The 23,967-nt window shown below is 56.7% G+C and carries 22 protein-coding genes and 1 tRNA gene; 11 read left to right on the top strand and 12 right to left on the bottom strand.

Annotated elements, in window-relative coordinates; translation table 11 throughout:
- The 3 genes from Q1A00_RS17450 to Q1A00_RS17440 all read left to right on the top strand — a co-directional run.
- A partial coding sequence (locus Q1A00_RS17450) for a SpoIIE family protein phosphatase (RefSeq protein WP_299758134.1) occupies positions 1-193 on the top strand: 193 nt, incomplete at its 5' end.
- A gap of 63 nt (positions 194-256) precedes the next feature.
- A tRNA-Ser gene (locus Q1A00_RS17445) sits at positions 257-347 on the top strand.
- A 56-nt stretch (positions 348-403) separates the two neighbouring features.
- Complete coding sequence (locus Q1A00_RS17440; protein WP_298406597.1) at positions 404-709, top strand: DUF2203 domain-containing protein; 306 nt, start codon at positions 404-406, stop codon at positions 707-709.
- Positions 710-728: 19 nt separating this feature from the next.
- Here the strand turns inward: Q1A00_RS17440 and mnhG are convergent, their stop codons facing one another.
- The 7 genes from mnhG to mbhE are packed head-to-tail and all read right to left on the bottom strand — an operon-like array spanning position 729 to position 6,623.
- Positions 729-1,085 (bottom strand): monovalent cation/H(+) antiporter subunit G, encoded by a 357-nt coding sequence (mnhG, locus tag Q1A00_RS17435; RefSeq protein WP_298406595.1) that lies wholly within the window; start codon positions 1,083-1,085, stop codon positions 729-731.
- Positions 1,085-1,354: a monovalent cation/H+ antiporter complex subunit F gene (locus tag Q1A00_RS17430; RefSeq protein ID WP_298406593.1), complete on the bottom strand. Its 270-nt coding sequence runs from the start codon at positions 1,352-1,354 to the stop codon at positions 1,085-1,087. Before Q1A00_RS17430 ends, mnhG begins: the two co-directional genes overlap by 1 nt.
- A 12-nt stretch (positions 1,355-1,366) precedes the next feature.
- Positions 1,367-1,879 carry a Na+/H+ antiporter subunit E gene (locus tag Q1A00_RS17425; protein ID WP_298406591.1) on the bottom strand — a complete coding sequence of 171 codons (513 nt, stop codon included), beginning with the start codon at positions 1,877-1,879 and terminating at the stop codon, positions 1,367-1,369.
- Positions 1,880-1,889: 10 nt separating this feature from the next.
- Positions 1,890-3,407, bottom strand: a complete 1,518-nt coding sequence (locus Q1A00_RS17420; protein WP_298406589.1) for a proton-conducting transporter membrane subunit — start codon at positions 3,405-3,407, stop codon at positions 1,890-1,892.
- Between the two features lie 21 nt (positions 3,408-3,428).
- Complete coding sequence (locus Q1A00_RS17415; RefSeq protein WP_298406587.1) at positions 3,429-3,779, bottom strand: Na+/H+ antiporter subunit C; 351 nt, start codon at positions 3,777-3,779, stop codon at positions 3,429-3,431.
- Complete coding sequence (locus Q1A00_RS17410) at positions 3,776-4,315, bottom strand: Na+/H+ antiporter subunit B (RefSeq protein WP_298406585.1); 540 nt, start codon at positions 4,313-4,315, stop codon at positions 3,776-3,778. The genes Q1A00_RS17415 and Q1A00_RS17410 overlap by 4 nt, the downstream gene beginning before the upstream one ends.
- Positions 4,251-6,623, bottom strand: coding sequence for a hydrogen gas-evolving membrane-bound hydrogenase subunit E (gene mbhE / locus Q1A00_RS17405; protein ID WP_298406583.1), 2,373 nt, complete (start codon positions 6,621-6,623; stop codon positions 4,251-4,253). The genes Q1A00_RS17410 and mbhE overlap by 65 nt, the downstream gene beginning before the upstream one ends.
- Positions 6,624-6,926: 303 nt before the next feature.
- On the opposite strand from mbhE, the gene Q1A00_RS17400 reads away from it, so the two are divergent.
- Positions 6,927-7,298: a cupredoxin domain-containing protein gene (locus Q1A00_RS17400; protein ID WP_298406581.1), complete on the top strand. Its 372-nt coding sequence runs from the start codon at positions 6,927-6,929 to the stop codon at positions 7,296-7,298.
- On the opposite strand, the gene Q1A00_RS17395 is transcribed toward Q1A00_RS17400, so the two are convergent.
- A complete protein-coding gene (locus Q1A00_RS17395) occupies positions 7,290-8,408 on the bottom strand; it encodes a calcium/sodium antiporter (RefSeq protein WP_298406579.1) in 1,119 nt (372 codons plus the stop codon). The two genes, Q1A00_RS17400 and Q1A00_RS17395, sit on opposite strands and share 9 nt — an antisense overlap.
- A 350-nt stretch (positions 8,409-8,758) precedes the next feature.
- On the opposite strand from Q1A00_RS17395, the gene Q1A00_RS17390 reads away from it, so the two are divergent.
- The gene (locus tag Q1A00_RS17390; RefSeq protein ID WP_298406577.1) at positions 8,759-9,754 is read left to right on the top strand and encodes a TerC family protein; all 996 of its coding nucleotides are present in this window, start codon (positions 8,759-8,761) and stop codon (positions 9,752-9,754) included.
- Positions 9,755-9,760: 6 nt separating this feature from the next.
- Here Q1A00_RS17390 and Q1A00_RS17385 read toward each other — a convergent pair whose 3' ends face one another.
- A complete protein-coding gene (locus Q1A00_RS17385; RefSeq protein ID WP_299758125.1) occupies positions 9,761-10,699 on the bottom strand; it encodes an alpha/beta hydrolase in 939 nt (312 codons plus the stop codon).
- A 401-nt stretch (positions 10,700-11,100) separates the two neighbouring features.
- On the opposite strand from Q1A00_RS17385, the gene panB reads away from it, so the two are divergent.
- Positions 11,101-11,952, top strand: coding sequence for a 3-methyl-2-oxobutanoate hydroxymethyltransferase (gene panB, locus Q1A00_RS17380; RefSeq protein WP_299758122.1), 852 nt, complete (start codon positions 11,101-11,103; stop codon positions 11,950-11,952).
- A 56-nt stretch (positions 11,953-12,008) separates the two neighbouring features.
- The gene (panC, locus tag Q1A00_RS17375) at positions 12,009-12,848 is read left to right on the top strand and encodes a pantoate--beta-alanine ligase (RefSeq protein ID WP_298406571.1); all 840 of its coding nucleotides are present in this window, start codon (positions 12,009-12,011) and stop codon (positions 12,846-12,848) included.
- A 120-nt stretch (positions 12,849-12,968) separates the two neighbouring features.
- Here the strand turns inward: panC and Q1A00_RS17370 are convergent, their stop codons facing one another.
- Entirely contained in the window at positions 12,969-14,315 is a 1,347-nt protein-coding gene (locus tag Q1A00_RS17370) for an aspartate aminotransferase family protein (RefSeq protein ID WP_298406569.1), read from the bottom strand.
- Between the two features lie 136 nt (positions 14,316-14,451).
- On the opposite strand from Q1A00_RS17370, the gene Q1A00_RS17365 reads away from it, so the two are divergent.
- On the top strand, positions 14,452-15,096 hold the full coding sequence (locus Q1A00_RS17365; protein WP_298406567.1) for a CoA pyrophosphatase: 645 nt from the start codon (positions 14,452-14,454) through the stop codon (positions 15,094-15,096).
- 79 nt (positions 15,097-15,175) lie between these two features.
- Here Q1A00_RS17365 and Q1A00_RS17360 read toward each other — a convergent pair whose 3' ends face one another.
- Positions 15,176-16,354, bottom strand: coding sequence for a trypsin-like peptidase domain-containing protein (locus tag Q1A00_RS17360; RefSeq protein WP_298406565.1), 1,179 nt, complete (start codon positions 16,352-16,354; stop codon positions 15,176-15,178).
- 164 nt (positions 16,355-16,518) lie between these two features.
- Positions 16,519-17,460 (bottom strand): TIGR01777 family oxidoreductase, encoded by a 942-nt coding sequence (locus tag Q1A00_RS17355; RefSeq protein ID WP_298406563.1) that lies wholly within the window; start codon positions 17,458-17,460, stop codon positions 16,519-16,521.
- A gap of 832 nt (positions 17,461-18,292) precedes the next feature.
- On the opposite strand from Q1A00_RS17355, the gene Q1A00_RS17350 reads away from it, so the two are divergent.
- The 3 genes from Q1A00_RS17350 to rbsK all read left to right on the top strand — a co-directional run.
- On the top strand, positions 18,293-21,673 hold the full coding sequence (locus Q1A00_RS17350; RefSeq protein ID WP_299758116.1) for a cyclic nucleotide-binding domain-containing protein: 3,381 nt from the start codon (positions 18,293-18,295) through the stop codon (positions 21,671-21,673).
- 391 nt (positions 21,674-22,064) lie between these two features.
- On the top strand, positions 22,065-23,066 hold the full coding sequence (locus Q1A00_RS17345) for a LacI family DNA-binding transcriptional regulator (RefSeq protein WP_298406559.1): 1,002 nt from the start codon (positions 22,065-22,067) through the stop codon (positions 23,064-23,066).
- Positions 23,063-23,967 (top strand): ribokinase (gene rbsK / locus Q1A00_RS17340; RefSeq protein WP_299758113.1); only part of this gene is annotated, 905 nt, incomplete at its 3' end. The genes Q1A00_RS17345 and rbsK, both read left to right, overlap by 4 nt.

The raw sequence follows: 23,967 nt of genomic DNA, 5'->3' as shown, positions 1-23,967 counted from the left end.
TGATGGTATCACCGAGGCAATGAACGCGGAACGCGAACTGTTCGGCGACGACCGGCTCGCGGCTGTCCTCCGCGCTACCCATCATCAAACCCCCGCCGAGATCGTGGCCGCCGTGCTCGCCGCCGTCAATGCCTTCGCCGGTGATGCGCCCCAAGCCGACGATATGACAATGGTGGTGATTAAGCGGATGTAGGCTGTTCTATCGCTACTTGCACAGATCAACCCATCTCGCTATAATATGATGGCGACGCGGCACGGGGAGATGACGGAGTGGTTGAACGTGCCCGTCTCGAAAACGGGTAGGGCCTCATAAGCCCTCGTGAGTTCGAATCTCACTCTCCCCGCCAAATACATTGCGCCCGACCTGCGATCAGGTTGGGCGCGCCGATTCTTGAGGTAGCCTATGACGTCGGCAGAACAGCGATTGCGCGAACAGTTAGAGGAACAGTTGCGGCTTAATGAGTGGCTTTATGAACAGCTTGAGCGCCAGCGCGCTATGAACGCCGAGTTACGACGGGCAGTCGCCGATTTGGCCCGCGCCTTCCAAGAATCACTCGCCGCCGCAGTCGAAGCCGGTGAAGCCGGCGATCTCGCTGCCATTCGCCGCCTCACCCGCGCCAATCAACAACATTGGCAGCACTACCTGCAACAGATTGTTGCCGCTGCTGGCCGCCCTACCGGCACCGACACGCCACCCCCCACCCCCTAAGGACGCCGCATGCGTTGCCCTATGACCGCAGCCGGCCCTGCTCGACATCATACTTACCGGCCAAATCATCCTGCACCGTCTGCGGCGCACGCTTGACGCCGGTCAGGTAGGCAGCTCGATCCAGCATATGCGCCGCAACCGGCGCCGTCAACCAAAAGAAAGCGATCAGGGCAATCATCTTCGCTGCGGCAATCAGATCACCATGATGCACTGCCACGGCCAACAGCACCCCCATGATCCCCAACGTGCCTGTTTTGCCGCTCGCATGGATACGAGTATAGAGATCGGGCAATTTGACAATCCCGACCGATGAAATCAGTACAAATGCCACCCCAATCGTCGCCAATGTCAGGGTCACAATCTCTTTCAGATCCATCAACTCCGCCCCTCCTCAATATAGCGGGCCACCGCCACCGTACCCAAAAAGCCAAGCACAGCGACGATCAGAATCGCATCGACAAGCGCCAACTGATCGGTAATCACCACATAGAGCGCCACCAATGCCACCACGTGATTCATAATCGCGTCAAACGCCATCGCGCGATCAGGAATGCTCGGCCCAATCAGTAAACGCGCCATAGAGATCACCATCGAAATGGCGAGAATTCCCATCAACCCAGCGATCAGCATTTCAAACAACGTCATGGTGATTGACCCCTACGGTAACAGTTCCATCACCCGCCGCTCGAAGTTCTGCTTTATGTCATTACGCACCGCATCGGCGTCCTGTACATCAATACAGTGAATATAGATCGTGCGCCGATCGGTCGAAATATCGAGCGAGACGGTGCCCGGCGTCAGCGTTATCAGATTCGCCAAGACGGTAATCCCGGCATCGCTCTTAACATCGAGGGGAATGGCGATAATGCCGGGGCGAATATCGGCAACGCGCCGAAAGAGCACGATGCGCGCCATATCGATATTCGCCTTCAAGATGCTCCAAACCGCAAAACCGATAAACGCAATCCACTTGACCGTCAGGTGAGCATACTTGCGCGAATCCATACGCGGACGGCCCAACCCGCCGTTGACAAAGGGAATGCTCAAGAACCGACTCGCTAGCGCGACGATAGCATAACTGACCGCCAAGCCAACGATCAGGTCGGGAAGCGTAAAGCTGCTTTGCAGCGCCATCCACGTGAGGGTAAGAATGAGTATCAATACAATCATACACCCCCCTTTACTTCAGCGCCGCCCGATATACCGCTTCGCAACCATCGGCGCCACAGACCGCGGTAATGTAGACGTTGCGGTCAAACGCCTGTTGGCCGGCTATCGCGTTGTAGTCAACCAACGGTCCAGCCAATAAGCCGAGCGCCACGCTAAGGATAACCAGCGCCGCTCCCGGCGCCAACAGGCCAAACGGTACTCGCGGCAAGCGATTGACATCGTCGTAAGACTTCTTCCAGAAGACCTCATTCCAGATTTTGAGCATCGAGAAGAAGGTCAAAATACTGGTACCAGCAGCCACTGCGGTGATCAGATACGCTTGCTGACTGACGCCTACCTGTAAGAGGATCAGCTTGCCGATAAATCCGCTGAGCGGCGGGATACCGGCCAGCGACAGGATGCCAAGGAACCAAAACAAGGCCAACAGGGGTTCGCGACGGGCCAAACCTCCCATCTTCTTCAGATCGCCGGTGCCGTAAATCTGCTCGGCTGCACCACCAATAAAGAACAGCGCCATCTTGACGATCATCACATGCGCGGTAAAGACTAAACCGGCGGCCAAACCGGCGGCGCTCGCCAATCCCAATCCCATCACGCTATAGCCAATCTGGCTGATAATGTGAAAACTGAGGATACGGCGCACGTTCATCTGTGCCACCGCTCCCAACACCCCGATCACCATCGTCAAACCGGCGAGCAAGAGGATCCACGGCCCATACGTAGCCAATTCATTCTGAAACAGCAGCCCAAACGTCCGGTAAAGCGCGTACACCCCCACCTTCGTCATTAACCCGCTAAAGATAGCGGTGACGGCGACCGGTGGTGTGTGGTAGCTAGAAGGCAGCCAAAAGAAGAGCGGTACAATCGCGGCTTTACTGCCAAAGGCAAACAGCAGGATTCCGGCCAACACCGTCTGCAAGCCGGGATTCGCTAATGTTGCCATCCGCTCGGCGATATGAGCCATATTGAGCGTACCGGCAAACCCGTACACCAAGCCGCAGCCGGCGAGAAAAGCGGTGCTGCCAAGCAAATTGAGCACCACATATTTAAGGCCGCCTTCAAGCTGATCGCGGCTGCCGCCAAGCGTAATCAAGCCAAATGATGCCACCAGCAACACTTCAAACCAGACATACAAGTTGAAGAGATCACCGGTGAGAAAGGCACCGCTGACTCCAAGGAGCAAGAGCAGCAACAGCGGGTAATAAAAGTGATCTTCCCGTTGTTCGTCAATCGAATAGAAGCTATAGATAATCGTCGTCAGCATGAGCAAGGCTGCCAACATCACCATCAGCGCGCTCATACCATCGACCACCAGCGAGATACCGAACGGCGCAAACCAACCCGATGCTTGCGCTACTAACGGCCCGGTTGCCGGCACAACGCTCATCAACCACAGACCATACCCCAAATTGATCAGCACACTGATCAACGCAATTGCTCGCGCCACAAGACGCTGCTGGTTGAACAACACGGCTAATGCGCCCCCGATCATTGGCGTAATGATCGGAATAAAGAGATGAAAGACCATATCTATATTCCTATGCAAACGTTATAGCCGGTCGGTCGTCGAGAGATCATCCAGATCGTCGCTGCCTGCGGCCTGATTCGAGCGATAGGCCAGTGCCAACACAAACGCAGTAAACCCAAAGCTAATCACAATCGCCGTCAAGATCAACGCCTGCACTAACGGATCAGCAACACCGGCAGGTGGTTGGCCGCTCGCATCGATCAACGGCGGCGCGCCACGGCGCACACCATCACCCATAGTAAAAATGAGTAAGTTGACGCCATGGCTTAGCAAGATCAACCCGAGGATCAATTTCACTACCGAGCGACGCAACACCAGATAGGTCGCACCACCAAAGAGCGCGCCAATCGCAATTGCGAGCAGAATGATCATACGCCATCCTCCGTCTCTACCGGCGATGGTTTCATGGCCGGTAATGGGAAGAGGATCGGTTCCTCTACCAGTAACAGCGCGATTTTGGTCGTCACTCCAATGACGGTCAAATAGACGCCGATATCAAACAATACTGGCGTGCCAAGTTTACCCACGCCGGGGATCGGTTCGGGCAGCCAGAAGGCTTGCATATACGGCAGGCCGGCAACCATTGCCGGCAGACCCCAGATCGCGCCGAAGAAAACGCCAAACGCTGCCAATAGCAGATAATTGACCGGCAAAATACGCCGGGCCGTTTTAGGGCCAAACGCGACCATTTGCAGAATGATCGCGCTTGCTGCCAGCAACCCACCGATAAATCCGCCACCGGGCAGATTGTGCCCGCGCAGCAGCATATAGATCGAGAGCAGCAACAGCAGCGGCATCATCAGCCGGCTGACGGTGCGCAGAATGAGCGAGTCGTACAGCGCGCTATCTCTTGGTGTCGACCGGCTCGGCAGCCGGTTCGGTGGTGGTAACTCGTTCCGGTGCAACATTGTCTTTCCCCTGTCGTAAACGGAGCAAGCCATAAATGCCTAGCAAAGCGATGAACAAAACTGTAATCTCGCCCAAGGTATCAAATCCGCGGAAGTCAACCAAAATGACGTTGACCACATTCGCGCCTTTACCCTTTTCAAGGCTATTTTCGAGGAAGAAGGGAGCCAAGGGCGCAAACGCATCATTCGTTGCGGTAGCCAACACGAGGCCGCCCATCAAGAACCCCATCGCCGTCGCAATGATCGCATCACGCCGTCGCACCCATGCAGCCGAGAAATTCTCAAAGCGCACCGGCAAGACCGAGAAGACGAGCAAGAGAAACACGGTTGACAGCACTTCAATCAGCAACTGCGTCAATGAAAGATCGGGCGCCGAGAAGAGCACGAACAGCAACGCCACCATTGCCCCAACCACGCTAACCGCAATAATTGCGCCTAATCGTGTGCGTGCGTTGATGGTTGCAATGACGCCAACCGGAATAAGTGCTGCGGCCAATATTTCGTAGAACTGCAACTGCGGATCGAGGTCAAATCGGATTGAACTAATCCCAAAGCCGACAAACGGCACTCCAACAAAAACCAGCAGTGCCAGTGCCGTCAGCAAAATGTACCGGCGTAACCGGCCTTCTTGGATCGTGCGGGTCAGGGTAGTCGCACCGGTCAGTGTGCGTTCGATCAAGCGGTCGAAGATCATATCGCCACGCATCCATGCCGGCCACCCGCGCAGATTGGCCAACTGCTCGCCAAAGCGAGCCAAGACTGCACCTGCCGCAATCGCGCCGAGACTCACGAGCAGCGCCGTATTGACTCCATGCCAGAGGGCCAATTTAACCTCAAGCGGCTTGCCATAGATCGCCGCGCTCGCTGGCCCGATCAAGCTGCTGATCGGCCCGAGGAAGGCCAACGGGATGATCAGCGACAGCACTGCCGGCACGCCGGGGCCGATCAGCATACCCGGCGTTGGGTCGGTAATATGCTGCTGCATCGCCGCCACACTACGCTGGCCAAGGAAGGTATTGCTGAATAACCGCCAACCAGTTATCAAATAGGCCCCTGCCGTGACAGCAATCGCAGCAACCGCCAGCGTGCTCAACATCGCACCAAGTTCCGTCTCTAATGCTGCTTCCAGCATCAGCTCCTTAGCCACAAAACCAAACATCACCGGAATGCCGCCAAATGAGAGCAGAGCGAGCGCGGTAATGACCATTGTCCGCGGCATATAGGCGCGCAACCCGCCCAACCGGCGCAGATCGCGGGTACCACACTCGTGATCGATCACGCCGGCCAACATAAACAGGGCCGACTTGTACAGCGCGTGCGCCAAAATGTTGGTCGCTACCCCTTCGGCGCCATACTTACCGCCCAGCCCAATCTGCATCGTCAGCGCGCCGAGCATACTGATGGTGGTGTAGGCTAGCATCGCCTTGAGATCAAATTGGCGCATAGCCACAATCGCGGCAAACGTCATCGTCGCACCGCCAACCACGGCCAGCGTCACATCCCACAGCGCCGTGCCGCCCAGCGCCGGGCTGAGCCGCGCCATCAGATAGACGCCGGCCTTGACCATTGTCGCCGAGTGCAGAAAGGCGCTAGCCGGGGTGGGAGCTTGCATCGCTCCCGGTAACCAAAAGTGGAACGGAATTTGAGCTGATTTGGTGAAACAACCGAGCAAAATTAAGACAACTGCCGCCGGGTATAGCGCATGCGCGCGTAAGACATCACCGGCAGCCAGAATATCGCTCAACTCGTAACTACCTGCTGCCTGCCCCAGTAGCAACAAGCCAACTAACAGCGCCAGCCCGCCACCTGCGGTTACGAGCAACGAATGCAATGCGCCACGCCGCGCATCGGCATAATCGTGCTTGTAGCCGATTAGCAAATACGACGTGACCGAGGTCAATTCCCAAAAGACGAACATGGTCAGCACGTTACCGGCCAGTACCAGACCGAGCATCGCGCCCATAAACAGCATCATGTAGGCCAGAAACCGGCCAAGACCGTTATCAGTGGCGAGATAGTGACCGGCATAACCGACAATCAACGTACCAATGCCGGTAATGATCAGTGCAAAGAGCAGGCTCAACCCATCGAGGGTAAAACTCAGATCAAGCCCAAGGGCCGGCACCCACGCAATCCGTTCAACAACTTGACCGCCTTCCCACACTGACCCGGCCTGCGCCAACGTCAAGCCAAAGATCGCCAACGGAATGAGGGCCAGCCCCCACGCAATCCGGTCACGACCGGCAAAGCGCGCCACCAACGCAAATGGCGCAGCCGCTAGCGCAATCAACACAAGTGGATAGAGCATGCTTCCCTCGATCAACAGCTAAACGTGCGTAGTAATAACTGACACTTGCAGATGAGACCTACCACTATCAGTACGGCGACAAAGCTATATAGCAAGCCAGCCTTATTATCTGATGATAGACAGGGTTGCGTGGCTTGCATTCACAGGTTTAACATTCCACAATACTCTGGGTTTGCTGCCATTGTACCCGAAAATAGAGAAGCTGTCACAATGCGCGACGACTGCCATCACTTAGCATATTTCTGGTACAGTGATAATGATGCAGTCGTTGTACTCTCTATCTGTAGTCACAAGCCTATGAATATGGTTACCCGACTTCTCGCTCATCGAATGTTGTTCGTTGTCGGAGCGATCCTCCTCGTACTAGCAATGCTCAGTGCCTGCGGTGAACCGCTGCGCGAGCGCTCAATTGAGATCATCGCCACTGAAATGCGCTTCGATCCCGATCGGGTAGAAGCTCACACTGGTGAACAGATTTTTCTGCGCCTACGCAATCGTGGTCAAGTTGCGCATAGCTTGACTATCGAATTACCTGCTGGTGACCGTACTGTTTCGGCTGATCCGGGAGTTGATGCGATTCTCGCCTTCCGCGCGCCGGCCCCGGGCGAATACCGGTTTTATTGCCGTATTCCCGGCCACGAAGCCCAACAGGGGGTATTGGTGGTATTACCGTAATGACGGATGTGACGCCACCCAATCGCGGCGGCGTACCGCGTTGACCATCAATACCAACAACGTCAGTGCAGTTATCGGCAACACGAACAGCGCCATCACGCTGCTAAAAGCTGGTAGGGCATCGTGGTGGGTCGCAGCCAAAATCAGATACGCAGTGTACGCTACGTAATACCCTAAGAAGAGCAACCCTTCCCAGCGATTGATGCTGAGTCTGCTCACAAAAATGGGGAGTGCGGCAAACGCAACCGCGATCATCACCGGTATATCAAAGGTACTCAGTGCAGGAACAACCGTTAATCCGTTAGGGGTGACCAAGGCTGCGATACCAAGAATGCCGAGAATGTTAAAGATATTGCTGCCGATAGCATTTCCGATGGCAATATCGCGCTCTTGCTTAAGCGTAGCAATGATCGAAGCCACTACTTCTGGCAACGACGTTCCAGCCGCTACGATGGTCAGACCAATAATGACATCGCTCACGCCAAAAGCACGTGCTAACACGACTGCCCCCTCAACTAACCAGTGTGAGCCGAGGGCCAACAAGCCTAAGCCGATCACAATGAAACCAATAGAACCAAACCAAACTTTTGTTCCACTCCGATTCGGTAGCATTGTTGGCCCAAACTCTTGCTCATATTCAGCCTGCACTTCAACTCCTTCTTTGCGACTAGCGTATATCGACCAAACAATATACCCTATCAGTAAACCAAACAAGAGTACTCCGTCCAGCCGGCCGATCCTCCCATCGAGTGCTAAACCGGCCAGCAACAGCGAGACGGCAATCATAAACGGCACTTCACGCCGGATGAGCTGCACCGCCACGATCAACGGGCTAATCACCGCACATGCGCCGAGAATGAAGAGAATGTTGAAAATGTTGCTGCCCACCACATTGCCGACCGCAATATCGCTCTTGCCGGCCAACCCGGCTTGAATGCTCACCGCCAGTTCAGGCGAACTAGTGCCAAACGACACGACTGTCAACCCAATCACCAGCGGTGAGATACGGGCCAACGCTGCCAACTGGCTTGATCCGCGCACCAATAACTCGCCGCCAACCGTGAGGAGCGTGAGACCGCCAACGAGCAACCCGATCGTGATCACATCCATACAGCATGTCCATTGTTCATTCCTAAAGCAATATACACAATTGTTTAGTATATCGGTAAAGAACGCGCTCGGCGAGGGCGGTTCTTCGCCATTATGGCTACCGCCTACCCGTAGCGTGGGCGGGAAATTTTCCCCTATCAGAAATGGCAAAAATACGCTATAGTGCGAACTGTTGGGGAGTAGCCGCCCGCATAGATGCGGGTCGATGCAATCGTCAAGACGGAATTCGGACATTCCCGGTTGCATCAAGTACTGGTTGACCAGACTGGCGAGACCGACGCAGTGGTGAGCTGCGATCGGCTCGCCTTTTTATTGTGATGAGCATATCACATTGTCGGGAGCAATCAGCCATGTTCGACGCACTGTGGGTCTGGATCGGGTTCAACCTCTTTGTATTGGCCCTGCTAGCAATTGATTTAGGCGTCTTTCACCGGGAAGCGCACGAAGTTTCACTGCGTGAAGCAGCTATCTGGAGCGTCGTTTGGATTTCATTGGCCTTGCTCTTTAATCTCGGCTTGTATCTCTTTTGGGATACGATTATGCCAAACAGCTCGCTCAGCGCGAGTGATGCCGGGCTTGCCTTCCTAACCGGTTATCTGATTGAAAAAGCGTTGAGCGTTGATAACATCTTTGTCTTCGTGCTAATCTTCTCATACTTTGCGGTACCAGCGAAATATCAGCACCGGGTGCTCTTCTGGGGCATTCTCGGCGCGCTGATCATGCGCGGCACGATGATTTTGGCCGGTGCGGCGCTGATCAAGCAATTCCACTGGATTATCTGGATCTTCGGTGCGTTCCTGATCTTTACCGGCATCCGTATGGCAACAGCCCAAGACGAACAGATCGAGCCAGAGAAAAACCCAGTCGTTCGGCTCTTCCGCCGCTTTATGCCAATTAGCGACCGTTACGATGGTCAGAAGTTTTTCACGCGCCAGAACGGTGTCCTGATGGCAACACCATTGTTACTCGTCCTCGTGATGGTGGAAACAACCGACCTCATCTTCGCCATCGACTCTATTCCAGCCATCTTTGCGGTGACGCAAGACCCGTTCATCGTCTATACATCGAACGTTTGCGCTATTCTAGGGTTGCGCGCGCTGTACTTTGTGTTGGCCGGCGTTGTCCATCTGTTCCATTACCTCAAACTGGGGCTGTCAGTTGTATTGGCTTTTGTGGGCATCAAGATGCTCTTGCCCGATCTTAGTGCAGCACTGATTGGGGTGAGCTGGAAGATTCCTACTGGGGTGTCACTCGGCGTTGTCGCAACCATTATAGTAGTATCTATTACCGCCTCGCTTGTGCGGGCACGTATGCTAGAGACCAGCGAACACCCCGCCTCCTCGTAGCGTTGCCTAGCCATCAGAATGTTCGTTGCGCCAATTAGGTTCACCATCGCGCCTAGCAGGAACGAGCGCGGCGATCAACTCACAAATGAGCGTGGGCTGTTCCTGCTGCGGCATATGACCACATCGCTCAAGATGAATGTATTGTCCTCGACCCTCCAGCACAACCGCCATTGCTTCGATGCTTTCGCCATCGACGATCAGATCGTGTTCACCGCTCATGAGAATAGTAGGCGTAGGACATTCGCTCACCAAATCGAGATATTGATGGGAGCGGAAGAGAGTATCAACTGCTAACCAGCGCAGCGCCGAGAGGGTTGCCCGGCGTTGGCGCTTTTGGTGCAGCCGTACCCACACCCGCTGGCGCAAAAATCGTCGCTCGCGCACTGGTAATTCGTACAAATGATAGTAAAACGGGCGCAAGCTTTGGAAGGCTAGCTCGCGCGAGCGTTGGAGGCCGGCCAACATCAACTCGCCCACCCCCGGTAGCAAGAGCGGCCACAGCCGGCGGGGCGGAAATTGGCGTTTGATTGGCAAACAGCCGCTGATCAGAATTTGTTGTTGGATGAGCCGAGGTAAGCCAATACTCAGACGCTGGGCGATCATTGCCCCCAGCGAATGGCCGACGAGGGTTACCTGCTGTAAACCGAGCGTGGTGATAAATTCGGCCATGGCACGGGCAAAGAAAGTCAGACTGTAACCGCCCTTAGGACCGAAACTGTGGCCAAAACCGGGGAGATCGGGCGCAATCACCCGATAAGATTGGGCAAGCAACGGAATAACCGCACGCCACGTATCAGCTTCATCACCTAAACCGTGGATCAGGAAGAGGATCGGGTTTTCGGTAACGCCGGCATCGTAATAGAAGAGTTCCAGATCACGGAGCGCAATCCGACGAGCATACGGGACCAAAGCGGGGGGGATATCCATCGTGGAATGTCTCTGCATAGCATTGGCTCTATGGTCAAGCGATGTCACTACATTTTATGCCACCTCTTCTGGTACGTCAAACATTTAGAGAACTAGGCACTAAATAACTATAAAAATTGTTAACAATTTTTAAAGAATAAACAACCAAGCACTGTGAAAATCACCTCATTAGTTTGATTCATGAAAAGTTGTATGGACTTTAGAGACCAGCCCGATCACGCAAGTAACAAAAATAGCACCATGGAACAAATCATACACACTTATACCATATTTAAACATAGTATCATTATGGTTTAACCCTGCACTGTCACCAAACACTGTTCTGACCCTGCACTCGCTACCGCCCTCTTCACTATTCCGTGCTACAATCGGGCATGCCGGAATGACCGGCAATGAATGACTAGCAAGAGGAGCCGGCAATGCGCACAACCATTCGTGATATTCAGCAGATGCACGATCGCGGCGAGCGGATCCCGATGGTGACCGCGTATGACTATACTTCGGCGCAGATTGCCGATCGCGCTGGCATTCCTATGATTTTAGTCGGCGATTCGCTAGGGATGGTGGTACTAGGTCACGAATCGACGGTACCGGTAACACTCGATGAGATGCTGCATCACACCCGCGCCGTTGTGCGCGGTGCGCGCAAGGCGCTGGTGATCGGCGATCTCCCGTTTTTGACGTATGCATCGCCTGAACAGGCCGTAATCAGCGCCGGACGTATGTTGCAAGAGGCTGGCGCCCAAGCGGTGAAGCTTGAAGGTGGCATGCATATTGCACCAACGATCGCTCGACTTGTGCATTTAGGAATTCCAGTGATGGGGCACATTGGTTTTACCCCGCAAGCGGTCAACCAAATTGGGTTACGGGTGCAAGGCAAACGCGCCGCCGAAGCACAACAGTTGCTAGCCGACGCGCTCGCCGTGCAAGAAGCCGGCGCCTTTGCGATTGTACTCGAACTGGTGCCCGCCGAACTCGCGCAAGCAATCACTGAACGACTACGCATTCCCACTATCGGCATTGGTGCCGGCGCCGGTTGCAGTGGACAGGTGCAGGTCTGGCACGATATGCTTGGCTTGTACAGCGATTTTCTGCCGCGTCATGCCCGTCGTTACGCCGATCTAGCTACGATCATCGGCGAAGCGCTGGTGCAATACGCCAACGATGTGCGTAGCGGCACATTCCCCGGCCCAGAGCACAGCAGTCGGATGGACCCCAATGAATTAGCGGCAGCGCTGGCCAGTCTTAGTCCTACTGAGCCATCAGAGTAACGAAAAGAGTTACGAGTTTTCCGATCAACGTTGATCGAGGTCACTGAGGAACAGGTATGAACGTTCTCGCTACAATTGCCGACGTTCGCCGCGCGCGCGCGGCCTTTGGCGAATTAGGCTTTGTCCCTACGATGGGCTATCTCCATCAAGGCCATCTTGCACTCGTCGAACGAGCGCGCGCCGAGTGCCCAGCGGTCGCGGTTAGCATTTTTGTCAACCCAACGCAATTTGGCCCTCACGAAGATTTTGCCCGTTACCCGCGCGATACCGAGCGCGATCTGGCAATGCTTGCCGAAGCTGGCGTTGATCTCGTCTTTATACCACCGGTCGAAGAGATGTATCCGCCCGACTTCGGCACCTATGTGATTCAACCAACAGCCGATGAGGTGTTGGAAGGCGCGGCTCGGCCCGGTCATTTTCGCGGCGTGGCCACCGTCGTGTGCAAGCTTTTCAATATCGTGCAGCCGACGAAGAGTTATTTTGGCCAAAAAGATGCCCAACAGACAGTTGTGATCCGCCGAATGGTGCGAGACCTCAATATTCCGGTTGAGATCGTGATCGTCCCGACAGTGCGTGAGCCGGATGGGTTGGCGCTGAGCAGCCGGAATGTGTACCTCAACCCTACGCAACGCGCTGCGGCGCCGGTGCTCTACCGCGCCTTACGGGCCGCTGCTGAACGGTATGAGGCTGGTGAACGCAGCGGTGAGGCGTTGCGCGCACTGATGCGCGAGGTGCTGGCGGCTGAACCATTGGCGAAGCCGGAGTATGTGAGTGTGGCGCACCCACTGACACTACGTGAGCTGGATCAGATTGGGCCGGAAGGGGCATTACTGTCACTAGCAGTACGGTTTGGCGAAGTACGGTTAATTGACAATTGGGTGATAGCGCCAGCGTAGAGGTCGGTGTCAATAACACACGGCTGCGCGTCACGAGGCCGCAGCCGTATACCGTGTGGCGTTCATTTACCGTGGAGAGTTACAGTGCTCTGCCCCAAGAGAAGGGCAGAGCGGCATCAATTATTGTTTGACTGTTGCTTCAATTGCATCAGCAATAATGGCAACGATCTGATCGATCTGCTCGTAGGTCGTGACCAATGGCGGAGCGAGACAAATAGTATCGCCCACCACGCGCGTAAAGAGGCCGCGCGCGGTCATCTCTTTCTGCACCCGCGCGCCGACGTTGGCGCTGGCCGGGAAGGGTTCTTTGGTGGCGGTATCGGCCACTAATTCAACACCAGCCATCATTCCCTTGCCGCGCACATTACCCACGTGCGGCAGTGCGTACAGCTCTTGCAGCCGACGCTGCATATAATCGCCTACTTCGGCGGCGCGCTGCACCAACCCTTCGCGCTCGATAATGGCGATATTGGCCAACGCCACTGCGCAGGCGGTCGGGTGCCCTGAATAGGTGAAGGCGTGCATCCAACGCTTCTCAGGCGGAACCGACTCGATGACTTCGTAGATCCGATCGCTGACGCCAATACCGCCGAGCGGGATATAGCCCGATGTAATCCCCTTGGCGAACTGGGCAATGTCAGGTTCGATGCCATAGTGCTCAAGCCCAAACCAACGCCCGGTACGACCAAAACCGGTAATCACCTCGTCGCTAATCAAGAGCACCTCGTAGTAATCACAAATCTCGCGAATCCGCTGGAAATAGTCGTCTTGGGGCGGAATAACGCCACCGGCGCCTTGCACCGGCTCGGCAATAAAGGCAGCGACCGTCTCTGGGCCTTCGCGCAGAATTGCCTCTTCGAGCAGATTAGCAGCAGCAACGCCATCGCTAAGATGCGGGGTTGGATTCACGAAACGGTACGGATACGGCGACTCGATATGAATGAAACCGGGCACGCGCGGCTCGAACATGGGCCAGTAGGCCGGCAAGCCGGTGGCACTCATAGCCGCCATTGTTACCCCGTGGTACCCCTTCATACGTGAAATGAACTTAACCTTTTCGGGCTTACCAACCGCTTTCCAGTAGAAGCGCGCCGTCTTAAACGAACTTTCGGTGCTCTCGGCGCCGCCAGAGGTAAAGAAAAAGTGATTGATGCTCGGATAGAAGAGTTGGCTCAGTTTCTGCCCCAACTGAATAGCGGGTAGATTGGTGGAACCGACATACGATGAGTAGTACGCCAACTGCTTCATCTGCGCACAGGCGGCTTCAGCCAGCTCTTCGCGCCCGTGGCCGACATTGACATTCCACAGCCCACTGAGACCATCGATGTATTCGCGTCCTTCGGCATCAATGATGATCGACCCGCGTCCGGCCACCCAGATTTTGGGGTTCTGGTGTGCAGTTGGATGGGCCAGCGGATGAATTAAGTAGTCGTGGTCGGCCTGAATCTGTTCTTGCAAGTTGTACACGCGCGCCTCCTCGTGGGAAATACTGGTGCTGATGGTTGGATTGTAGCGGAGAAGGGCAGAGACGGCAAGCGGAGAGTGAGCGAAGGGAAAGAACGCAGTACAATAGAGAACAATCATTCCGACGATGGAGAGCGTTATGCATTGGCGCACACAGATTGAATTGATCCGGCAGGCGCTGGCTGGGCCGCAGCCATCGCTCGAAGAGATGCTGGTATTGCGTCGGCTTGATGGCGCACCGTTGCGGCCATTTACGCCGCCACCGGGAGTCACGCCACGCCAATCGGCGGCGTTGCTGCTCCTCTTTCCACACGACGATCAATTGTACTTGCCGTTAACGGTGCGTTCGAGCCGCGTCACCACCCATCGCGGCGAGGTCTCGTTGCCGGGAGGCGGGATCGATCCCGGCGACGGCGGCGCTACCGGCGCGGCGCTGCGCGAGGCGCACGAAGAGATTGGGGTTGATCCGGGGCGGGTGGAAGTGCTTGGCGCGCTCACCACTTTCTACATCCCGCCGAGCAACAACTACCTGACGCCAATCGTGGGCGCGTACTCAACCTCGTTTGAGCCGAACCACGACCCGGAAGAGGTCGAGAGCGTGTTTACGGTACCGCTCGTTGCGCTGTTTGATCTGGCGACAGTACGTGAGGAGATTTGGGAACGGAGCGGTACCCGGATGCGGGTGCCGTTTTTTGCCCTCAACGGGTACAAGGTATGGGGAGCGACCGCCCTGCTGTTGAGCGAATTTGTTGCCCGGTTGCGGCGAGCGGGATGGGGGCAGTAAACCGGTTGCCATACCGATGCATGATAACCGGTGACGGCATTGGGTTGGAGCCGCACCGCCGGGCGGCTCCAAAAGGATTTTACCGCAGATTACTCGGTCGTTCGCCCAACGTTACCGTCACATTCTGTTCTTGGCCGTCGCGCAGGATGGTCAATTCGACCGTATCGCCGGGGCGATATTGCAGTAGCAATTGGCGCAGCGAGGTATTGGCATCGAGGCGTTGGCCGTTCACGGCAGTAATAATATCACCCTCGCGTAAGCCAGCTTGTGCAGCGGCCGTGTTGGGCAGTACAGCCGATTGACCATTGATTCCGGGATTGATAAATGCACCGTTCTGCACCGGCAAATTGTACTGCGCCGCCACTTCACCGTCAATCATCAGATAGGTAATGCCGAGGAACGGATAGCGCACTTGACCGGTACGGATGATCTGATCGGCCACATTCGAGAAGATGCTGCTCGGCACAGCAAAGCCTAAACCTTCTACCGGCGCACTTGTGCCGAAGCCAAAATCGTTGCGCACAACCAAGGTATTGATACCAACGACTTCACCCTTGAGATTAATAAGCGGGCCACCACTATTGCCACTATTGATAGCAGCGTCGGTCTGGATCAACCCCTCCATCCCACTACCGGGGACCGAACGGTTGAGCGCGCTGACCACGCCAGCAGTGACCGTATTGCGGAAATTACCGAGCGGGCTACCAATCGCTAGCACCGTCTCACCGGGTTGTAACGCTGCCGAATCGCCAATCACCGCCACACCGGGCACTTCACCGTCAACCTTCAGCACTGCAATGTCGTTGAGCGAGTCGGTGCCAACTAACGTAGCTTGCCGGCGCGTACCATCAGCAAAGAGAATAAAGTAGCGACGACCACCCTCGACGACGTGGTTGTTGGTAATGATGTACCCATCATTGCTAATGATTACGCCACTGCCACTCCCACGACCGGTACTACTCTCGACAGTCACCGTCACCACTGCTGGAGCGACCCGCTTCACCGCTTCAACCATTGCATCCGACAGACTGACGACCACTGTATCAGATACTGCCGGAGATTGGGTGGGCGCAGCGGCGCTGTTGGTTGTCGCCACGACCGGTTGATTCCGCAAAGAGGTCACCGTCGCCGAGACCTGCGCGACGGTTTGGCGCGAGACGAGGTATCCAACGACACCGCCAGCCGCGCCGCCACCGGCGACACCGATAAAGATGCCAAGCAAAAAGACAAAGATCAATGCCAACCGATTGACATTCATAATGAAACCTCCTCTGCTTCAGGCGACACCCATCGCCATCGCTGAGGGTATCATGGTGCGCCGATTTTAATCTTGGGTTAGAAGCATGTAAGAAGTTGATGAGATTCGATCGGGATGTCCGCTATAACGCACAGACACCCCTCGATTGTCTGTGCATTACAATCTCAATGCGGTATATTCAGCAGATCGCGCAAGGCCGGTTCGAGGGTAGGAAATTGGAACTGATAGCCAAGATCAAGCGCCTTGCGCGGCACAGCGTTTTGGCCATTGACCACCAGATCGGCCATCTCGCCGAGGGCGAGGCGCAGGCTAAACTCAGGCACCGGCAACCATGACGGCGAACCGAGCACTTTACCGAGCACGGCGGCAAAATCGCGATTGGCCAGCGCATTCGGCGCAGCAGCATTAAGCGGCCCGCGCACGCGCTCATTTTCAAGTGCAAAACGGATCAAGCCAACCTCGTCAGCCGGATGGATCCACGGATAGACCTGCGTGCCGGGCAAAATCGGGCCGCCAATGAGGAGCTTAAACGGGAGCATAATCTGCGGTAACGCACCTGAATTTGGATCTAGCACCAAACCGGTGCGGATCATAACGGTGCGCACTCCCAACGCCTCGGCCTTAGCCGCTTCGGCTTCCCACGCCACACACACCTGCGCCAGAAAATCACGCCCTGCTGGCGCACTCTCGTCGAGCGGGGTACTATCGCGATAAAAGCCGTAGTAGCCGACTGCCGAGGCACTGACAAACACGGTAGGACGCTGCTGCGCCGCGGCCATCGCATTGACGATCCCGCGTGTGCCGATCACACGACTATTGAGGATCTCGGCCTTGTACTGGGGTGTCCAACGCATACCGAGCAGACCCGACGAAATCGGCGCACCGGCCAAATGGATAACACCCCAAGCACCGTTGATGTTGGCAAACCACGGCCCCTGCTCAGCAGGTTGCCATGCCACGTATTCAGCAGCGCCGGGCAGTGCAGAACGGGCACGTGCCGGATCGCGGCTAAAGATGACCAGTTCGTAATCGTTGCGGAGTTCGGCGACCAATTTGCGACCGATTAAGCCAGTCGCTCCGGTAATGACAATGCGTTTAGTGCTCATACTAGCATCGTACCATGTTCAGCAAGCCTGTCAATGCTGGGTTATGAGTTATGCAGAGCAGCAGAGAGGGTGCATGCCCGCAACCTGTTGTTAGCGAGCCATAGCCTGCGCTCCGTTGAGAAGAGAACCCGACCCTGAACTTCCACGCCGAAGCCCGCTGCGCGGGCTGATGACCTACCCCCGGCCACCGCTCCCTCTTGACAGCGGGAGAGGGGGACTGCGTGGTGGGCAACCACGACATTGCTCAAGCGGAACGCAGCAGCGTCTCGTACCCGCCCCAGCGAGCACGAAGACGAGGGTGAGGGTGAAAGGGTAGGGTTATGGCCCTCCCGGCCCCCCTGCTGCAAGCGTAAGAAACCGCGCTACGCACAAGTATGGAGTGTGGTAGTTAGACTGCCGTACTCCATAGCAGGGATTGCCACCGCTGAAGCAGAAGCGTGCTGTGAGAGATACGCCCCGCGCCTTTCCAAACCTGTACATCTGTCCTGATCAGTGGCGTCCGTGTCCCCTTTGCCCTGTGTCAGCCGATCGATCCCTCTGAAGCGGGAGATTGCTTCGAGCGCTCCGCGCTCGCGTAAAAGGACAGGTGAGGACGGCATTGCGAGCCGCCAGAGGCGGCGAAGCAATCCCCGGCGCGGATTGAACTCACCCGCTCAGCCAATCCTGTCGCGCGAGCAGGAGCTTGCTTCGGGCGCTCGGCGCTCGCGCAAGGACAAACGGACAAAATAGGTTTGGCAAATCACGGCTTCCCTCTTATGATGTAAAGACAACACAGATTGGACGTTCATCACAATAAAGAGCTGATTCGCACGTAGAAATTCCTCGCACCGGCATGGCACAAATCTTACGCCCGCAACATCGCTTCTGGACTGAGCTGGCAGAGCAGGCAACCGCTCAGATCAACCAGCGTGGCGTCCTCTACCAAAACCTGCAACGCCGGCTAGCTAATCAGCCGGACGGCGAAGGCGGCGTATGGAGTATGTTGCGCCAGCGCGCCGACCCGGCCCAATACCGGCCCCAGCGGATCGAGGGGGTGATCGAAGAGACGCTCAACGAAGGCGGCCAGCAAGTGACGGTGTTGCGCAGTCCGAGCGGGCATTACCTGCGCCTGAGCGCTGCCGAGCGCGAGATTTGGCAAGCGATGGACGGTAGCCGCACTATTGCCCAACTAGCGACGATGGGCTTTCTGCGTTTCAAGCAATTGCTGCCCATCGCCGGCTTGGTCGAGACGCTGCGCGCGCAGGGATTTCTAAGCGACACGCCAACCGGCATCTACCGGCGTCTGCGCACCCAACTCGAACAGCGGACAGCAGAGGGCTTGGGCCAACGCCTCCTTAGCCTTACTCATGGACGCAGTTTTTCATTTAGCGGCGCCGATACGCTGTTTGACACACTTTACCGCTGGGTTGGGCGCTGGCTCTTCAATCGCTTCTTTGCCGGGTTGCTCGGTATCATCACCGTGATCGGCGTGATCTGCTACTTTTTGCCGGGCGTGAGCGGCAGCGACCTCATCAGCGGCGAACAGTTTGCGCTCGACTTTCTGATGTTGGGCATCGCGCTGTTCATCACGCTCACCTTGCACGAAATCGCCCACGGCTTGGCGGTGAAACACTTTGGCCGGCATGTGCCGCGAGCAGGGATTATGCTCTATTTCGGCATGCCGGCGGCATTTGTCGATACGAGTGACATTTGGCTTGCGCCGCGCTATGCCCGCATTCTGGTATCGCTAGCTGGCCCGCTCTGCGATTTGTTGATCGGATCGATTGCCGCGATCATCGCATGGGCCGCGCCAGACACCATGGGCGGCCTGTGGATGCGCCGGATTGCCACGGCTTCGTATCTGACCGCACTATTTAACTTCAACCCGCTGCTCGAACTCGATGGCTATTTCATTCTGGTTGACGCCTTACGCTTGCCGAATCTACGCAACCGGGCGCTCGCCTTTATCGGCGGCCCATTTTGGCAAAAGCTGCGCGCCGGTACGACACTGAACCGTGAAGAGCGGATCTTTGCCGGATACGGTCTGTTGAGCGCGACCTATACCGGCATTGCAATTGTGATGGCAACACTCTTCTGGCAACGCCAATTTGCAAGTATGGCGAGCGAACTCTGGTCAGGCGGCTGGATTGGGCAACTGCTCGCTATTGGGCTCTTCGGACTGGTCATTGCCCCATTGATGATCGGGATAGCACTGGCCGGTTGGGGCCTAGTCAAAGCTACCGCGACGTGGTTAGCGCGACGGGGGTATGCACGGAATCCGGTAATTGTTGCTAGCGCATTCGGAATGTTGGCACTTGCCGTGAGTTTGTTGCCACTCCGCTTCGGCCTAAGCTTAGAAACCGGCGTATTGCTAACGGCGCTGTGGGTAGCAGCAGTGATTGCACAGTGGTACTTGCAACGCGATTATGAAGGCGCATGGATCGGGCGGGCATTAGCGAGCTTCTTGATCATCAGTGTCATCGAATTGATTGCCCAAGCTGGGTATCTCATCGCACCCGATGCGGCACGCCTCTGGTCGGGCATAGAAATCGTTGGCTACGCACTGTTACTCTTCGCCGGTTTTGTTGCTCTGCTCGATGTTGATCTCCACCAACAGCGCAGCAGTGCATTGATCGCGAGCGCCCTCCTACTCACCCTTGCCTTTCCTGCTGGCGCCATTGCCGCCGAGATCATCCGCGTAGCGCACCCCGAATATAGCCCGTTGTGGGCCTTGATCGCCGCTGTCCCGATCTACAGCGGCGTGATCGGGCAGGCGTTGCTCTTGCCGCTGCTCATCAGTCTGCGCGATGCCCGGCTCTTTTGGAGCTGGTTATTGCTCTGGTTCGGCATTCTCGCCCAGATTAGCAGTTATTTGCTCGAACTGTTACCCACATGGCGCAACACGCCGCTCACGCTCACACTTCTCGTATTGGCAGCCGGACTATGGGCAGCAGCGTGGGCAACGCACCTTGTAACCTTGCGCGGAATCAGCCTCAGTGGGCTGAATTGGCCCTTGCAACCTGCCCTAGGTGAAACCGTGCGCTTACAGGATGCCTTTCGCCATATGTACATCGGGCTATATCGCTTATTACGCGGGAATTACGGCACCCAACGCACCAGAGCCCTCGATAATCGGATGGACGTGCTCGCAGCCACTGCCAACTGGGAAATTACCTTTGACCGCGATCAGGTACGGATCAGCCCGACCGTACTAGCGCTCCCGCTCAATGTTCAAGCAGCGCGTTACGCCGAAATCTTGCGCTACGCCGTGGCAACCCTTGAACAACTTGCCGGACGCACGTTTACCCAGCGTGCCTTGCTGGCAGCGTATGATGCACTGCCGTGGCCAGAGCGTGAAGCGCTCGATCGGCATTGTCTGGCACAAATGCCATTGGCACACGACATTTCGCGCGCGTTTGGTGATGCCCGTGAAGCCCGCGTGCGCTTGCTCCGCCAAATTGAGTTGTTTACCACCTGCGACGACCAAGAGTTGCACGAGCTAGCAGCGGCGTTTATACCACAACGAGTAGCTGCTGGTGAACTCTTGCTACGGGCCGGTGAACCACCGCGTGGGATTTGGGTGATTGAAGCGGGTGAAATTCTCGAACGGAATGGAGAAGTGGTTCGTGAGCTTCACCGCGGCGATTACTTTGGTGAGCTGCAAGGGCAAGAGGTAACCGACTGCGAGTATCGCGCAAGCATTGAAAGCGATCTTCTATACTTACCATCGAATGAACTGCAGCGCATGCTGCGCGAAGCAGCGCCACACACTGCTGAAGGCGCTGAACTGCTCGCTCGGATGCGGCTGCTCGAACGGGTACCGCTGCTAGCCGACGTGCCGCGCGCCAGACTGCGCGAGCTGGCTCGTTCTGCCGAGCACATCACCGTTGCAGCACGGCAGGTTATCATCCGACAGGGACGCCCCGGCGGGAAACTTTACGTCATTGTCAACGGTCAAGCGGCAGTCCTACGCCAAGAAGAGAGCGAGCACGGGCCAAAAGGGCCAGCGCGATTAGTGGCTCGCTTAGGTCCGGCTGAATTTTTCGGCGAGATGGAGCTGCTGCGTGGCACCTTGCCAATCGCTAGCGTCGTCGCCATCACCCCGCTTGAGCTGATTGCGATTCCACATCAGGCACTGGTACAACTCATCCTAGGTGGCGACCGCCTCACCCGCAAGCTCGAACAGATTAGTAGCGGACGATTGTTGGAGTTGCGAGAGCGGGCAAAGGCGTGATGGGTGCATAGCCCGGCGTGCGACCGTTTTTCACCACAGAGGGTACCGGGCGTTTTACCGCAGAGGGCGCGAAGGACGCGGAGGGTAAACAGGGCACCCCACTCGCCCCTCCTCGTCCGTCCCCACCACGTGCTTTACGCCCTTTGCGGCGTTGCGTTGAGCATCCTACGACTTTGCCTCCTTCTGAGCATTGACGATGCCCCCAATCCCTCCCCCACTGGGGAAGGGCGCGGCGGTTTTTGACCGCAGAGGGCGCGGAGAACGAAAAGGTTTCTGACCACAGCGGGCGCTAAAGGCGCAGGAATGGCTCAGCCCAAATAGTTATTGACTCAGGCCCGATGATCAGTTATACTGGCGAGCAAACGATTGCGCAAACGATTGCGAAACAAATATGACCACAATCCGCGAAGTAGCGTTACGAGCCGGCGTCTCACCCTCAACGGTCTCGCACATCATCAACAACACCCGCTTTGTCGCACCAGAAACGCGCGAGCGGGTATTGGCAGCGATGGCCGAGTTGAATTACCGACCTAACGTGCTCGCTCGCTCGCTGCGGCGGGGGGAAACGCGCACCCTCGGCCTCATCTTGCCCGACAGCGCCAACCCTTTTTTTGCCGAAGTCGCGCGCGCGATTGAAGATGCCGCCTTTCGCGCCGGGTATAACGTCATTCTCGGCAATACCGAAAACGATCTCGCCCGCGAGCAAGTCTATGTTGATGTATTTGTCCAGAAGCAAGTTGATGGGCTAATCTTTGTTGCGACTGGCGATCAAAGCCCTTCACTAGAAGAGCTGTTGCGGTTAGAGCTGCCGGTAGTCGTGGTTGACCGGCAACTGCCCGGCCTTCAGGTTGACACGGTGCTAACTGACAATTTGCAAGGCGGATTGCTAGCCACCCGGTATCTCTTGAGTCGTGGTCATCGCCGGATTGGCTGCATTACCGGCCCATCGCACCTGACGCCCAGTGCAGAGCGGGTAGTCGGGTACCGGCAAGCGCTCCTCGCAGCAGGCCTAGAGCTTGACGAACAATTGATTCGGCGCGGTGATTTTCACCCGCACTCAGGGTACACGCTCGCATATGAACTGTTGCGCCTCAACCCACCGCCCACGGCGCTATTTGTTTGCAACGACATGATGGCGCTCGGCGCATTGCGCGCGCTAGCTGAAGCCGGTCTGCGCGTCCCGGCAGATTGCGCGGTAGTTGGGTTCGACGATATTGAGCTTGCCTCATACGCCAATCCGCCGCTCACCACCATTCGCCAAGACAAAACTGCACTGGCTGAAGCCGCGGTGCAATTTCTCCTTGAGCGGATCGCGGATCATCGCCTGCCAGCGCGCACCCATCTCGTCGCGACCAGCTTGGTCGAGCGCCAATCAGGAGGAGCATGCCAATGACCCCGACAATCATTGTGGTAGGTAGTCTGAATATGGATCTGGTCGTGCGCGCGCCGCGCCACCCGCAACCCGGTGAGACGCTGATTGGCAGCGATTTTCAAACCTTTCCGGGGGGCAAAGGGGCAAATCAAGCGGTTGCAGCGGCCCGACTCGGCGCACGAGTGCGCATGATCGGGCGGGTCGGGGTAGATGCGTTTGGCGAGGCGTTGCTCGCCGCCGCTCAGAATGACGGGGTTGACACGACCTTCATCCAGCGCGACCCGAACCACCCGACCGGCGTAGCACTGATCACGCTCGACGCACGCGGACAAAACACGATTGTGGTGGCGCCGGGGGCCAATATGCAGGTAAATGAAGCTGATGTGGAGCGAGCCGAAACCATCTTTGCCGGCGCGGATGCGCTGTTGATGCCGCTCGAATGCCCGTTGGAGGCGGTGATAGCAGCGGCGCGCCTCGCGCGCAAATATGGGGTGAAAGTCATTCTCAATCCGGCGCCGGCCCGCCCATTACCGGCTGAGCTGCTGGCCCAACTCGATTACCTTGCGCCCAACCAACCGGAATTGCACACACTGGCCGAAGGTGAAACTGATCTGGCGGCAGCGATCACGAAGCTACGCCAACAAGGGGTAAAGAATGTCGTAGTGACGCTGGGAGAAGCCGGCGCACTGCTAATGAGCGCCGATCAACTGGTGCAGCTACCAGCGTTTCAGGTGCCAGTGGTCGATACGGTAGCTGCCGGCGATGCGTTTGTGGCCACGTTTTGCGTTGCGCTGGCCGAAGGCAAGCCACCTCGCGAAGCCGTGCGGTGGGGCAATGCCGCTGGCGCGCTAGCCGTGACCCGTGCCGGCGCGCAGCCTTCGTTGCCGTCACGGGTGGAAGTGGTGCGGTTGTTGGAGGTGCA

It is taken from the genome of uncultured Chloroflexus sp., from assembly GCF_938091255.1.
Taxonomy (GTDB): Bacteria; Chloroflexota; Chloroflexia; order Chloroflexales; family Chloroflexaceae; genus Chloroflexus.
This window is presented reverse-complemented; position numbering and strand designations above follow the sequence as displayed.